This is a genomic window from Photobacterium sp. GB-50, from assembly GCF_003026755.1.
GTDB lineage: Bacteria > Pseudomonadota > Gammaproteobacteria > Enterobacterales > Vibrionaceae > Photobacterium.
Map to the genome: position 1 here is coordinate 46,966 of NZ_PYNX01000016.1, position 14,165 is coordinate 61,130.

11 protein-coding genes are annotated in these 14,165 nt (G+C 42.4%); 6 read left to right on the forward strand and 5 right to left on the reverse strand.

Annotated features, from left to right (window positions below; all coding sequences use genetic code 11):
* Nucleotides 1–377 precede the first annotated feature (377 nt).
* Nucleotides 378–3,149, forward strand: a complete 2,772-nt coding sequence (gene polA / locus C9J41_RS16665; protein ID WP_107261172.1) for a DNA polymerase I — start codon at nt 378–380, stop codon at nt 3,147–3,149.
* A gap of 951 nt (nt 3,150–4,100) precedes the next feature.
* Here the strand turns inward: polA and yihA are convergent.
* Nucleotides 4,101–4,775: a ribosome biogenesis GTP-binding protein YihA/YsxC gene (gene yihA / locus C9J41_RS16670; protein ID WP_105061451.1), complete on the reverse strand. Its 675-nt coding sequence runs from the start codon at nt 4,773–4,775 to the stop codon at nt 4,101–4,103.
* 157 nt (nt 4,776–4,932) lie between these two features.
* Between yihA and C9J41_RS16675 the strand changes: the two genes are divergently transcribed.
* The 5 genes from C9J41_RS16675 to hemN all read left to right on the forward strand — a co-directional run bounded on the left by C9J41_RS16675 (nt 4,933) and on the right by hemN (nt 9,688).
* Nucleotides 4,933–5,556 (forward strand): cytochrome c, encoded by a 624-nt coding sequence (locus tag C9J41_RS16675; protein ID WP_107207794.1) that lies wholly within the window; start codon nt 4,933–4,935, stop codon nt 5,554–5,556.
* Between the two features lie 948 nt (nt 5,557–6,504).
* Entirely contained in the window at nt 6,505–7,146 is a 642-nt protein-coding gene (locus C9J41_RS16685; protein WP_107207792.1) for a class I SAM-dependent methyltransferase, read from the forward strand.
* Complete coding sequence (gene yihI / locus C9J41_RS16690; protein ID WP_045084567.1) at nt 7,146–7,691, forward strand: Der GTPase-activating protein YihI; 546 nt, start codon at nt 7,146–7,148, stop codon at nt 7,689–7,691. Before C9J41_RS16685 ends, yihI begins: the two co-directional genes overlap by 1 nt.
* Before the next feature lie 3 nt (nt 7,692–7,694).
* A complete protein-coding gene (locus C9J41_RS16695; protein ID WP_107207791.1) occupies nt 7,695–8,174 on the forward strand; it encodes a DUF2489 domain-containing protein in 480 nt (159 codons plus the stop codon).
* Between the two features lie 140 nt (nt 8,175–8,314).
* The gene (gene hemN, locus C9J41_RS16700) at nt 8,315–9,688 is read left to right on the forward strand and encodes an oxygen-independent coproporphyrinogen III oxidase (RefSeq protein ID WP_107261167.1); all 1,374 of its coding nucleotides are present in this window, start codon (nt 8,315–8,317) and stop codon (nt 9,686–9,688) included.
* A gap of 82 nt (nt 9,689–9,770) precedes the next feature.
* Here the strand turns inward: hemN and add are convergent, their stop codons facing one another.
* The 4 genes from add to C9J41_RS16720 all read right to left on the reverse strand — a co-directional run bounded on the left by add (nt 9,771) and on the right by C9J41_RS16720 (nt 14,086).
* The gene (gene add / locus C9J41_RS16705) at nt 9,771–10,775 is read right to left on the reverse strand and encodes an adenosine deaminase (protein ID WP_107261165.1); all 1,005 of its coding nucleotides are present in this window, start codon (nt 10,773–10,775) and stop codon (nt 9,771–9,773) included.
* Between the two features lie 117 nt (nt 10,776–10,892).
* Nucleotides 10,893–12,308 carry a nitrogen regulation protein NR(I) gene (gene glnG, locus C9J41_RS16710; protein WP_107291114.1) on the reverse strand — a complete coding sequence of 472 codons (1,416 nt, stop codon included), beginning with the start codon at nt 12,306–12,308 and terminating at the stop codon, nt 10,893–10,895.
* 20 nt (nt 12,309–12,328) lie between these two features.
* Nucleotides 12,329–13,378, reverse strand: a complete 1,050-nt coding sequence (glnL, locus tag C9J41_RS16715; RefSeq protein WP_107207787.1) for a nitrogen regulation protein NR(II) — start codon at nt 13,376–13,378, stop codon at nt 12,329–12,331.
* Nucleotides 13,379–13,504: 126 nt separating this feature from the next.
* On the reverse strand, nt 13,505–14,086 hold the full coding sequence (locus tag C9J41_RS16720; protein ID WP_107261161.1) for a DUF4124 domain-containing protein: 582 nt from the start codon (nt 14,084–14,086) through the stop codon (nt 13,505–13,507).
* Between the last annotated feature and the right edge of the window lie 79 nt (nt 14,087–14,165).

The window sequence follows — 14,165 nt, forward strand, 5'->3', positions numbered from 1 at the left end:
TTGGTTTTGATACTAAACAAATCGTCTGATTTTTATGATGTTATTACCGAATTTGGCTTTATCACTATGAGGTTTTCCACAATTAATGATCAAATAGGGATCGAGGATCGAAATTAAGGTTCATAGTTAAGTTGTTGATTGTGTTTGTAATAGTTTCTTATTTATCAAATTACCCAAAAAACGATCAACTGGCGTAAATTAAATACTAACAAAGTTATCCACAGAAAAAGTGAGAATAGAATAAAACATTGGTTAACACTTGCGACAGGGCGTGGCATTCTATGGTTATTGCATTTTTCCTGTCGCTCAACGCCTAATATGGTCGATAATAGAGCTACTAACCTGAACGACAAACGCTTGGATATAAGAATAACCCTATGGCAACTATTCCAGAAAATCCATTGATCCTGATTGATGGATCCTCTTACCTTTATCGCGCTTACCATGCTGCACCGAATTTCACTAATTCTGACGGTGAGCCGACGGGCGCAATTTATGGTGTTGTAAACATGCTACGTAGCATGTTACGTCAATTTTCAACCGAACATATCGCAGTGATCTTTGATGCGAAAGGGAAAACCTTCCGTGATGATATGTATCCTGAATATAAAGCCAATCGTCCACCGATGCCGGACGATCTTCGCAGTCAGATCGAACCATTGCATGCGGTGATCAAAGCGATGGGGCTACCATTGATCGCGATCTCTGGGGTTGAAGCTGATGATGTGATTGGCACGTTATCCACACAAGCATCACAACAAGGTATGCCAGTACTTATCAGTACAGGTGATAAAGATATGGCGCAGCTGGTGGATCAAAATGTTACTTTGATCAATACCATGACTGATGTTGTGATGGATCCCGCTGGTGTTGTGGATAAGTTTGGGATTGGTCCTGAATTGATCATCGACTACCTTGCTCTGATGGGCGATAAAGTGGATAACATTCCAGGTGTGCCTGGGGTTGGTGAGAAAACAGCAAAAGCATTGCTTACCGGTATCGGTGGGTTAGATGCCTTATACGATAATTTAGATGATATTGCCGCTCTCGGTTTCCGTGGTTCAAAAACCATGGCGAAAAAGCTGATTGATAATAAAGAAGCGGCTTACATGTCATATAAGCTTGCCACCATTAAATTGGATGTTGAGCTAGATGTAACACCTGATGAACTGCGTAAAGGTGTGCCAGATACAGATGCTCTCACCGAGCTGTTTGGTAAGTTACAGTTCCGTCGTTGGTTAACTGAAATGCTTGATGGAAGTGATGGCCGTATTGTTGCTGACGAAAAATCAGGTGATGTGCCAGCTGAAAAAAAAGTCGTTGCACCAACGATTGATCGTAGTGGGTATGAAACGGTTTTAGATAAAGAAAGTTTTGCAACATGGCTTGAACAATTAAAAGCGGCAGAGGCGTTTGCCTTTGATACCGAAACCGATGGTTTAGATTACATGACGGCGAATGTCGTCGGTGTGTCTTTTGCGATTGAAGAAGGTAAAGCGGCTTACGTCCCTGTGGCTCACGATTATCTTGATGCGCCAGCGCAGCTTGACCGTGATTGGGTACTTGAGCAGTTAAAACCGTTACTTGAAGATCCAAAACAAGCGAAAATTGGCCAAAACCTTAAGTTTGATGCCAGTATTGTTGCTCGTTATGGCATTGAAATGCAGGGTATTGTGTTCGATACCATGCTTGAATCTTATGTATTTAATAGCGTTGTTGGGCGTCATGATATGGATAGCCTTGCCCTACGTTATTTAGAGCATAAGAATATCAGCTTTGAAGAAGTTGCAGGTAAAGGTAAAAAGCAGCTAACGTTCAATCAAATCGATTTAGAGCAAGCGGGCCCTTATGCTGCTGAAGATGCTGACATTACTTTGCGTTTGCACAATACGTTGTATCCTAAAGTAGAAGCTGACGACAAACTTAAGCATGTCTTTGAAACTATCGAAATGCCATTAGTGCCAGTACTTTCACGTATGGAGCGTACGGGTGTTTATGTCGACAGTATGTTGCTTGGCGCACAATCAACAGAGATCGCTGCTCGACTTGATGAAATTGAGAAAAAAGCGTTTGAAATTGCGGAGCAAGAATTTAATTTAAGCTCGCCAAAACAGCTTCAAGCGATCCTATTTGAAAAAATGGGATTACCTGTTTTAAAGAAAACGCCATCTGGTACACCGTCAACCAATGAAGAAGTATTGCAAGAGCTGGCGCTTGATTACCCACTGCCTAAGTTACTCTTAGAATATCGTGGACTTGCAAAACTGAAATCTACTTACACCGATAAGTTGCCTAAGATGGTGAATCCTGCAACGGGTCGAGTGCATACTTCTTACCATCAAGCCGTGACTGCAACCGGACGTCTATCATCAAGCGATCCAAATTTGCAGAATATTCCAGTACGTAATGAAGAAGGTCGTCGTATTCGCCAAGCGTTTGTCGCACAAAGCGGGTATAAGATCTTAGCGGTCGATTACTCTCAAATTGAATTACGTATTATGGCGCATTTATCCGGTGATAAAGCATTATTAGATGCTTTCCGTCATGGTAAAGATATCCACGCCGCAACGGCCGCTGAAATCCTTGGCTTAGATATTGAGCAGGTAAGTAGTGAGCAACGTCGCCGTGCTAAAGCGATCAACTTCGGTTTGATCTATGGCATGAGTGCATTTGGTTTGGCGAAGCAGCTAGATATGGGACGTAATGAAGCACAAAACTACATGAATGTGTATTTTGAGCGTTATCCAGGTGTTTTAGAATACATGGAAAGCACGCGTAATGCGGCTTCAGAGCAAGGTTATGTTGAAACGCTCTTTGGTCGTCGCTTATATCTACCAGACATTAAATCACGTAATGGTTTACGTCGAAAAGCAGCGGAGCGTGCAGCAATCAATGCGCCAATGCAAGGAACCGCAGCTGATATCATCAAGTTGGCGATGATTGCGGTTGATGGTTGGGTGCAACAACAACCGGAAGGCGATGTGCGTTTATTAATGCAAGTACACGATGAATTAGTGTTTGAAGTGAAAGAATCAGCACTTGAAGCGGTAACTGCATCAGTTAAAGCATTAATGGAACAAGCAGCGACGCTGGATGTACCGCTTATCGCAGATACTGGTTACGGTGATAACTGGGATCAAGCGCACTAATTTTTATTGGTAATAATAAGAATAATAATAAATAGTCAGCACGATGCTGGCTATTTTTTTTGTTAAAAATAAGCGACAAATAAAAACCAATATGTAAAATTTACTTACAACAAAGTGAAAAAAAACTACATTTAGGGGTTCCAAAAACTGCACGTTTGATATACAGTTACAGGTGTAGGGTACAGAGGTAAGATGTTCTATCTTTCAGACCTTTTGTTTCACGTTATTGGATTTGGCTGATTCAGCCGCCCTGGTCTCACTTTGGACCGGGGCGTTTTTTATTGTGCGCTCGAAAATTTTTTCTCTCCGTTTATACCTTTCTTTGTTGTCTGTTGATTATTTCTTTCTTTTTCGTTTCTCTCTATTTAGCTAATTACTAATCAAATTATGGTCGTTCATTGGTCTATTTGATCTTTTTGGCTTATTTGTTCGCCTTTTTCTCTTAAATTTTCTTTTTAGTTGTTATTTTTTTAGAGTAAATACTTTAAAAAATAAAAACAGTCGCTATACTAAAAACAGCTTCTTGTTCATATTTGCTGTCAGTGCTGATGACATTATCAGCCGTTCAACAAATCCATGAAATAACCATTCCTACACTATTGGGAGTGGTTTTTTTTTGCTCTTTTTTTGGTTAAATGTGGTTGTAATAAACTTCCAGAACTAAACATGGTTTATTAACATTTTATGTTGTTATTTTGTTAAGAAAATAATGTACTAAGTAGAGGCGGGTAAGCAATATTTATATCGGAATTCAGAGGGGAATATGGTCGAGAGTCGCAAAAAAACATGTAAGTTGAGTCATATAAAGGGAAGGGATTGCACTAAGAGTGGAAATCATTATTGTTTGTTGCACAAAACTAAAATACCTCCTGTTTCTCTCTTAATTTGCCCCACCGAGATGGTGGGGAACTTTTATAGCTCCAATCCTTAGAGCTATATAAACAACGTATTTTACTCGTTGTCTTCTTCTACTTGCTCAGGGAAAGCATCATCACCACCGGCAAGCACACGTTGGCGCTCTAGCTCTGGTGCGTACCACTCATCCAATTTACGGCGAACTTGATCGACGCCAATACCTTTTAACGAAGAGAAAGCTTCAACTTGTACGTCACCTTCTAACTCTTTAGTCATTTGGCGGATTTTTAGCACCTGTGCTTTACGAGCACCACTTTTTAGCTTGTCTGCTTTAGTCAGTAAGACCAGCACAGGTAAACGGCTTTCAAGTGCCCAATTAATCATTTGTTGGTCAAGATCTTTCATCGGATGACGGATATCCATCAATACCACAAGGCCTTGTAAGCACTCACGACGCTGAAGGTATTCTCCTAGCGACTTCTGCCATTTTAATTTCATTTCAAGAGGGACTTGTGCAAAACCATAACCCGGTAAATCGATAAGGTTACAGCCTTGAACCACTTCAAACATATTGATCAGTTGAGTACGACCAGGCGTTTTTGAAGTACGCGCTAACCCTTTTTGATCGGTTAAGCGGTTTAGCGCACTCGACTTGCCCGCGTTAGAGCGACCAGCAAATGCAATCTCAACGCCTGCATCTTGCGGCAAGTGACGAATATCTGGCGCACTTGTGATAAAACTTGTATTTCTGTAGTTGAGAGGTTGATTCACTGTTAACTCCGTCCAGTCTTCATGTAGTCGACTGATTGCTTTTATGTGAAGATGTGTAAAATATGTGAAACCGAGCTTGGTTTGTGATCGTATTGTATACTATGTAAGTGAGCATTACTTGTGGTAGTGGAAGCCCTATAATTATAAACGGAATGTCATGAAGAAATTAATATTAATATTAAGCCTTCTTGCTAGTTATTCGACCACGGCTGAAGAAGGCAACATCGAAGCAGGTAAACTGAAAGCTGTAACGTGTGCCGCCTGCCATGGTACAGATGGCAATGCAGCGTTGATGCAGCAATCCCCGAAGCTTGCTGGACAGCATCCTAAATATCTTGAAAAGCAATTAAAAGAATACAAACAGGCAATGGCTACCGGCGGAAAACAGGGACGTAATAATCCTGTTATGGGAGGAATGGCCATGGCCCTTTCTGATCAAGATATCGCAGATATCGCAGTATATTATGCTTCTCTGCCTATATCAGATAATACTTCCCCCAAAGAATCCGTTGAAGTCGCGCAACAACTTTATCGTTTTGGCGATACTGAACGTGGTATTGCTGCCTGTATTGCGTGTCATGGTCCTCGTGGCAATGGTACGAGCTTATCTGGATTCCCTAAGATCTCTGGTCAAAATGCAGAATACGTAAAACTTCAACTGGAAGAGTTCCGTTCAGGTGTCCGTGCTAATGATATGAACGCGATGATGCGTTCGGTTGCTGCAAAATTAAGTGATGATGAAATTAATGCGTTGTCACAATATGTCGGCGGCTTGCACTAAAATCGCTTGATCCGAATTGAAAAAAAGCAGCCTAAAGGCTGCTTTTTTATTGCCTGATAGTTATCGTTTTATATCTTTTAGTGCTTCATTCAGCAAGACTATTTTTACTTCTGTCTTATTTGCTCAACAGCTTGTAAGAGATCTGCCATTTGTGAGGGTTGTTTTAGCTCGAAATTTTGCAGATAAAAATACATTATCCTTCAATAACAATGGTTTGCGTTTTTTTAGTGGTTTGTGCTTTTAAAAGTGTGATATCGGTACATTGTTTCAGTTTTTGGTTACTGTAAATTATCTCGTGTCGACAGGGAAAGCGACAAGGGATGGAAACGCTAGGATGGCATGAGCAGGAGCTCAAAGGATCACAGGACGTCTAGTTAGGATGACTAGGGTTGACGCAAGAAGCGTATTGGATTGTCAGGAAGACACTTACGGATAAGATTTTGCAACGACATGATGTCGTCGCAATAAGTGGTACGTTATGGATAACGTGCTCACAAGGATGGTGGCATTATTATCAGGATGATAGTAAGCGAAATGGAACGCCAACTCAGGACGAGTTGAATTACTATGGACAGGACACGGAAGAGTAAAACTCATCAGGATGATGACGAACAACAAGTTCGCAAGGAAAGCACTAATAACAAAGGGAACGTTGCTTAACCGGGACGTTACACGCTAGTTAGGATGACTAGACAGAATATAAGCCAGTGGCTTACATATAGAGCGATAGGTGCAAGCCTATCGCTTTTTTCTTTTCCCCTCTTTTTCTATCTGCATTATAAACAAGTTAACTTGTTGATCTTTTATCTATCATTATCGTATTTACAGATAAACTTGCACAATTTGTCGGCAAAACTACATCTTGACCGCGATTGGGTATAGAATAGCCCGCTCGATTTTACACCAGTTCCGATTTTGCTAATAATCGGCAACACCGGAGAAGTGATCATGCAGCCATGTCCACTGTGCCATAGTGAACAGCATGGAGTATTTGTTGAAGATAAAAATCGCTGCTATTTTCGTTGTCAGCAATGCGCGTTAATTTTTGCTGATCCTGAGGCTCAGTTATCGCCAGAACAAGAAAAAGCGGTTTATGATCAACATCAAAATAATCCAGATGATATGGGTTATCGCCAATTTTTAGGTCGTTTAGCGACACCATTAGTGGAACGTTTACCGGCTGGGCCATTAGATGGTTTAGACTTTGGCAGCGGTCCTGGTCCAACACTTTCCATTATGTTGGACGAAATGGGATATAATATGGCGATTTATGATCCATATTTTGCACCTGATCCTAGTGTATTAACGCGTCAATATGACTTTGTTACGTGTACCGAAGCCATAGAACATTTTAATCAGCCTGCGAAGGAATGGGGGCTGCTGCTGAGTATGATTAAACCTGGCGGATGGCTGGGGTTGATGACAAAGCTAGCAACCGATGCCGAAGCGTTTACACGTTGGCATTACAAGAACGATCCAACCCACGTTAGTTTCTTTAGTCGCGATACGTTCCGCTTTTTAGCGCAACGTGATGGCTTAGAAGTTGAGTTTGTTGGAAATGATGTGATTTTGCTGAGGAAAACCCAGTAATGACCCGTAAAAAAAGAGGCCGTAAGATTGGCTCTGAAGGCCCAGCGGTATACCGCGATAAAACGCCGAACCAATTAGAGATCGAATCTCGCCAGCGCCAGAAAGCGAAAAAGCGTAAAGGCTTAAAAACTGGTAGTCGCCATTCTGCCGTTGAAGAAACTAAGCAGCGTAATGCCGCGCAGAAAAAAGACCCACGTCTTGGTAGTAAAAAACCAATTCCTTTGATTGTTGAGCCGAAAAAGCCAATGACCAAACAGCAACGCCGTATGTCAGCAGAGCAAGAATTAGCAATGCTTGAAAATGATGCGCAGCTGATGGTTCTTCTTGATCGCTTAGATGCTGGTGAAAAGTTAGGTGCAGGCTTACAGAAACAAGTCGACCAAAAACTTGATCGTATTGAGCAGCTTATGAAGCAGCTTGGTTTGATGGAAGAAGATGAAGTTGAATTGTTCGAGGAAGATGAGTACCGCCCAGCGGTTAAGTCTGATGATGATTTACTCGATCAATTTGAAAAGATGGATTTAGATAAATTCGGTAAGGAGTAACCGTTGCAGGATTTGACGCTTCTGCTTGTTATTGGTGGCACAATTGTAACCGCGCTTGGTATTTATGCGGGCACGCTACTTGTTAAGCTATACCAACAAAATCAACGCCATAAAGTTTTTTTAGCCCGTGCTGAACAACAGCAAAAAGAGGCGATAGAAACGCGTAATAATACGATTTTAGAGAGCGTTTATGTGATTGCCGCAGCGACCAAGCAAGGACAATGTGATTTGTCTGAAGCGGCGATTCGTTTGTATAAGTTGATGGAAGCGCTACAGGCTGATAAGAGTGTTGATTTTGCAGCCACTTATCCAGCTATTACAGAGCTGTATGAGGTAGTAAAAGATATGCCTCGCGGTGAAGCGCGTCAACAAACAGAGAAACGTGCTCGAATGCGCTTTGATCTGGAGCGAATGAAGGCTGAAACTCGATTACAAGAAGCTATTGCGATCGAACTGGATGCCATCCTGTCTACGAAGTCTTAATGACTTGATCTGAACGATTACAGTCATCGTCTAATCTGATTAGGCGATGGCTGTATTGTCTTATAAACTATAAGTGTTATTCGTCTTACTATCATTACACGTTTAACTCATTATTCTCCCTACAATATTGGAAATATGTCATGTCAAATGAGCAGATTATTTGGGATCAGGCCCTGATTGAAAAGTATAACTACTCAGGCCCGCGTTATACCTCTTACCCAACTGCATTAGAGTTTAATGAAGCGTTCACGTCTGCTGAATTTGAGATGGCATGTAAGCAATATCCTGATCGTAAGCTATCGCTTTATATTCATATCCCATTTTGTCATAAGCTTTGTTACTACTGTGGCTGTAATAAAATCATTACCCGTCATCAGCATAAAGCGGATGACTACTTGGATAAGCTAGAACAAGAAATTAAACAACGTGCGACTTTATTGGGCAATCGCCAAGTGAGTCAATTGCACTGGGGCGGTGGTACACCGACGTTCCTTACTGCAGCGCAGATCAGTCGTTTAATGAATAGTTTGCGTGCAGCGTTTAATTTTGATGATGATGCTGAGATCAGCATAGAAGTCGATCCGCGTGAAATTGAACTCGATATTCTTGACCATTTACGTGGCGAAGGCTTTAACCGTTTAAGCATTGGGGTGCAAGATTTCAATAAAGACGTGCAAAAACTGGTTAACCGTGAGCAAGATGAAGCGTTTATCTTTGCGATGGTTGAGCGTGCACGTGAATTGGGATTCCGTTCAACGAACCTTGATTTGATTTATGGTTTACCGCTACAAAATCGTGAAATGTTTGCGAAAACATTAGAGCAAGTACTGGCGATGAATCCGGGGCGTTTATCGGTGTTTAACTACGCCCACATGCCTAAATTGTTTGCGGCACAGCGTAAGATCAGCGAAGAGCTATTACCGAGTGCCAAAGAAAAATTAGGTATTCTGCAAGATACCATTGCGACGTTGACGGGGGCAGGATACCAATTTATTGGTATGGATCACTTTGCCAAACCGGATGATGAATTAGCCATTGCCCAGCGTGAAGGGATTCTGCACCGTAATTTCCAAGGTTATACCACTCAAGGTGAGTGTGATTTATTAGGTATGGGTGTATCCGCTATTTCTATGATTGGTGATTGCTACGCACAGAACCAAAAAGAGTTAAAGCATTACTACCGCGATATTGAAGAAAAACAAAACGCACTGTGGAAAGGGGTCTCGCTAGATGCGGACGACTTACTGCGTCGTGAAGTGATCAAAGCCCTTATTTGTAATTTCCAGCTTGATAAGAAAGCGATTGAAGCGGAATTTAATATCAATTTTGATCAATATTTTGCTGAAGATTTAGAGCTTTTAAAGACCTTTATTGATGATGAGTTAGTAGCGGTGGATCAGCAACATATCTTCGTTGAGCTGAAGGGACGTTTATTGATCCGTAATATTTGTATGTGTTTCGATAAATACTTACGTGATCGCGCTCGCCAACAGCAGTTTTCACGAGTGATTTAATCTTCTTGGATTAAATAATAAGCCCCATTCGAGCAATGCTGGAATGGGGCTTTTTGTTATCTGATTTTTATCGCGTGAGTGATTAACTACGTTGTGCTGCCATCTCGCGAAGTGCTTGTTTCTCGCTTTCATTCAAGAAGGCGATCTCTAAGCCATTGCGTTGTGCTTGTTCGATTTGCGCTTGGCTTAATCCAACAGCGGGTGCTGCTACCTCATATTCGTAAGGTAATTCAATACCTTCAACGGCAGGGTCGTCAGTGTTGAGGCAGGCTAAAATGCCATGCTCGAGGAATGGCTTGATAGGGTGATCTTTGATATTGCTAATAGTACTGGTTTGAATGTTTGAGGTAATGCACGATTCAATACCAATTTTATGCTCTGCTAGATAATCCATCAGTTTTGGATCTTGAATTGCCTTTACACCGTGACCAATACGTACTGCGCCAAGCTCATTAATGGCTTGCCACATACTTTCAGAGCCGGCTGCTTCACCAGCATGAACGGTTACACGTAAACCTGCATCACGAACTTGTTTAAAGTGTGGGTTAAATTGCGCGCCAGGCTGACCTAATTCATCACCGGCTAAATCAATAGCGACCAATTTATCTTTGTGGGCTAGTAAGCCATCAAGCTCTTGCTGACAAGCCTCAACACCAAAGGTACGACTCATTATACCGATTAAGTTCGCTTTGATACCAAAGTCACGACAACCAGCTTCTACTCCATCAATAATGGCTTCAACCACACCTGCGATCGGCAAGTTGTGCTTCATTGCCATGTAGTAAGGTGAGAAACGTAGTTCGGCATAATCAATTTGTGCATGCAAGGCATCTTCAACGTTTTCATAAGCGACACGACGACAAGCATCGAGATCGCCTAATACTGCAACCCCCCAGTCTAGCTTTGACAAAAAGGCTACAAGACTAGGTTCAGCTTCAACGATCTGAACGTGTGGGCGTAAACTTTCTAGATCATGGCCTGGTAGCGCCATATTAAATTGCTGTCCAAGTTCTAGGATAGTTTGAGGGCGAATGTTGCCATCAAGGTGACGGTGTAGATCCGTTAAAGGAAGATGCTTGTTGATCATTATGATTATTCCGATGAAAACTGAGCGTTAAGTATAAGCAAAGTGTATAACGTGAACATAATCGTTGCAGCTAAATGTGATCGCCTTCACCTGCAACTCGATATTATATAGCGATGATTAGTCGTTAATACCTAGCTCTTTGAGTTTTCTGGTGAGGGTATTTCTTCCCCAACCTAATAATCGAGCCGCTTCTTGTTTATGACCGTGGCTATGTTGTAGCGCCGTCTCGAGTAAGATTTTTTCAAACTCAGGTAGGGCTTCTGCCAATAGGTTTTCATTACCTTGCTGCAATTCTTGCTTTGCCCACTGTTGTAGGCCTTGTTGCCAATGTTGATTCTCTTGCTGAGTTGATAAAGTGGTTTGATTATTTTCCAGTAACTCAGGGGGGAGATCGCTAGGTAAAACCTCACTGCTGCTGGCCATGACAGTAAGCCAGCGACAAATATTTTCTAGTTGGCGAACATTACCCGGCCAATCCAGTGCTGCTAGTTGTTCGGTCGTGTCAGGGTGCAGGGTTTTGACTTCTACTCCTAACTCGTTCGACGCGCGTTGCAGGAAGTGGCGCGCCAGTTGAGGGATATCTTGGCGACGATCTTTTAGAGACGGTAAATGCACCCGAATAACGTTTAAGCGGTGAAACAAATCCTCACGAAAATCACCACTTGCGACAAGACGCTCTAGGTTTTGGTGCGTTGCTGCAATAATACGGACATCGACGTTAACAGGAGAATGCCCACCGACACGATAGAATTGCCCATCCGCTAAGACACGCAGTAAACGGGTTTGAATATCTAATGGCATATCACCGATTTCATCGAGAAACAGTGTTCCACCATTGGCTTGCTCAAATCGCCCCTGACGAACACTGTTGGCGCCAGTAAATGCGCCTTTTTCATGTCCAAACAGTTCTGATTCAATCAAGTCTTTGGGAATAGCAGCCATATTCAGGGCAATAAAAGCATTTTTACTGCGTGGACTATGGCGATGTAAAGCGTGAGCGACAAGCTCTTTACCTGTGCCAGATTCGCCGTTAATCAACACCGAGATGGATGAGCGAGAAAGGCGACCAATAGCACGGAAAACTTCCTGCATAGCAGGGGCTTCACCGATAATTTCAGGTACTGCTTTTATTTCCGTTTCTGGTTGCTGTTGACGTTTCTGCTCTTGGCTATGACTAACCGCGCGCTCAACCAAACTTACGGCTTCATCAATATCAAATGGCTTAGGGAGATATTCAAATGCCCCACGTTGATAGGCATTCACAGCGGCATCTAAGTCTGAATGTGCCGTCATGATTATCACCGGTAAGAGTGGGTAATCTTGTTGTAAGAGTTTTAGTAACGTTAAGCCATCTGTTCCCGGCATTTTAATATCAGAGACCAATACATCTGGGACATTGCGCTCTAGCGCTTCAAGTACACTATCGGCATTGGCAAAGGTTTCACACTTCATGCCTGCTGTTATAAGTGTCTTTTCCATTACCCAGCGAATAGAGCTGTCGTCATCGACAACCCAAATTAATCCTTTGCTCATACGTTACTCTCCTATCGTTATTATTGTATTGGTAAATAGATCGTAAAGTTGGTGTGTCCTGGCCAGCTAATCACTTCAATTTTGCCGTTATGTTGGTCTATTAAGTTTTGCGAGATCGATAGCCCTAACCCTGTGCCATCAGCATTACCGGTTACCATTGGATAGAATAAGGTGTCTTGGATTTCTGCTGGGATCCCCGGACCATTATCGATAATTTCAATTTTCGCGGCGATACGGGCGTATTTGCCTTGGATCAAGGCTTGATGGGCTGTGCGAGTTTTGAGTTTAATGATCCCGCCATTTTGTTTTTTTAGAACATGAGCGGCGTTACTGACAATGTTGAGTAAGGCTTGCTCGAGTTGTTCGGTATCCATTTCTATCTCGGGCAGACTTGGATCGTAGTCGCGCTCAATCACAAGGTTATTGTCGTTTTCCAGTATGACCAGCTGACGTACTTTTTCTAATACGAGATGAATATTATCGGTCTTTCTGATGCCTGGCCGTTGCGGGCCTAATAACCTATCGACCAAATTACGTAATCGGTCGGCTTGCTCAATAATCATTTGGGTATATTCGACATAACTAGGGTCGGGTAGTGCTTTTTCAAGTAGCTGTGCAGCGCCTCTTAAGCCACCTAGTGGGTTTTTTATCTCATGAGCTAACCCTCGCACTAATTCTTTCGCTGCTTGCTGCTGAGCTAATTGAGAGAGCTCTTGGCTAATACGACGTTGTTGATCGATAGGTTTAAGCTCCAGCATCACGAAAAGATTTTTTTGCCACGAAATAGGGCTGGCATTCAAGCTGAGAAGTTGACGCTGTTCATCAATCACAAAAGCGACATCGCTATCAGCTAGGCCTTGACCACTTTGCAGTGTGGCTGCGATTAAATCGAGATCAAGAGATGAATACTGTAATAACTCTGGTAACGTAATGCCCAGCAAACGGCGCTTACTCGACGATAACAGTTGTTCTGCGGCAGGATTGACATAACGAATCGTTAAGTGCTCATCCAGTAAAATGATTGCAGTAACAAGGTTGTCAATAATTATAGGGGTAAAAGCGGTAGTCACAATCAGCATCCTTGTTGATTACCTAAACCATCAATAGGCTTATTTAGGTCAAATGCACCAAATTGGTGCATCTGAGTGTAACCTGTTTATTGCTGATCGGGCACTGTTAATTGGTGAAACTGTGGATTAGCGAGGCTGTACTGGCATTGGCTTGTTCGCCTTCACTGTGGCTCGATGCAGATAAACGGTAATACTGTCTGACGATGCAATAACCTTGCCGCCTTTAACTAGTTGAATTTGTAATTGGTGGCTGCCACGATCAATGTTATCTAATGTCCAAGTGAGTTCTGTTTGAGGCTCGCCTTTCACCACGCCATCTAATACTAATTGCGCTTGGGTTTGATTGTTAAGTTTGCTGTTGGTGACCGCATGAATATTGATGATACCTTCGTTATTGCGGATGGTTTGCTCATGCATAGGCGAAACTAAACTGACGGTTGTAATGGTTTTTGCTGGCTCTTCTACCACGGTAATATCAGTGGTTTGAGTGTCAATAGTATCTGCGGTTTGTTCAATATTGCCACTGACTTCTGTCACGCTTAAAGGGTAAGCAGTGGCATCGGGGGTTTGAGGTTGATCGGTAAAGTGCACCACGCCATTTTCATCTGTCCATGAGTAGATGGTAGAGGCTTGGGCGGAACTCGCAGCGGTCCATATTAGGGTAATAAAAATTGGGCTGAGTAGATTAAAAAAACGAGAGAGTTTCATCCGTTAACTCCAAGTTTGTTTGCACGAACAAGAGTGGTCGTGAATAAGATTCATTATTGTCGTTGGTTTGCGGGTGACA

Excerpts from the sequence above, each read along its gene's own strand:
- add (WP_107261165.1), bottom strand. The coding sequence starts at position 10,775 with ATGATCAACAAGCATCTTCCTTTAACGGATCTACACCGTCACCTTGAT.
- hemN (WP_107261167.1), top strand. The coding sequence starts at position 8,315 with ATGTCAAATGAGCAGATTATTTGGGATCAGGCCCTGATTGAAAAGTAT.
- glnG (WP_107291114.1), bottom strand. The coding sequence starts at position 12,308 with ATGAGCAAAGGATTAATTTGGGTTGTCGATGACGACAGCTCTATTCGC.
- C9J41_RS16675 (WP_107207794.1), top strand. The coding sequence starts at position 4,933 with ATGAAGAAATTAATATTAATATTAAGCCTTCTTGCTAGTTATTCGACC.
- yihI (WP_045084567.1), top strand. The coding sequence starts at position 7,146 with ATGACCCGTAAAAAAAGAGGCCGTAAGATTGGCTCTGAAGGCCCAGCG.
- polA (WP_107261172.1), top strand. The coding sequence starts at position 378 with ATGGCAACTATTCCAGAAAATCCATTGATCCTGATTGATGGATCCTCT.
- C9J41_RS16720 (WP_107261161.1), bottom strand. The coding sequence starts at position 14,086 with ATGAAACTCTCTCGTTTTTTTAATCTACTCAGCCCAATTTTTATTACC.
- C9J41_RS16685 (WP_107207792.1), top strand. The coding sequence starts at position 6,505 with ATGCAGCCATGTCCACTGTGCCATAGTGAACAGCATGGAGTATTTGTT.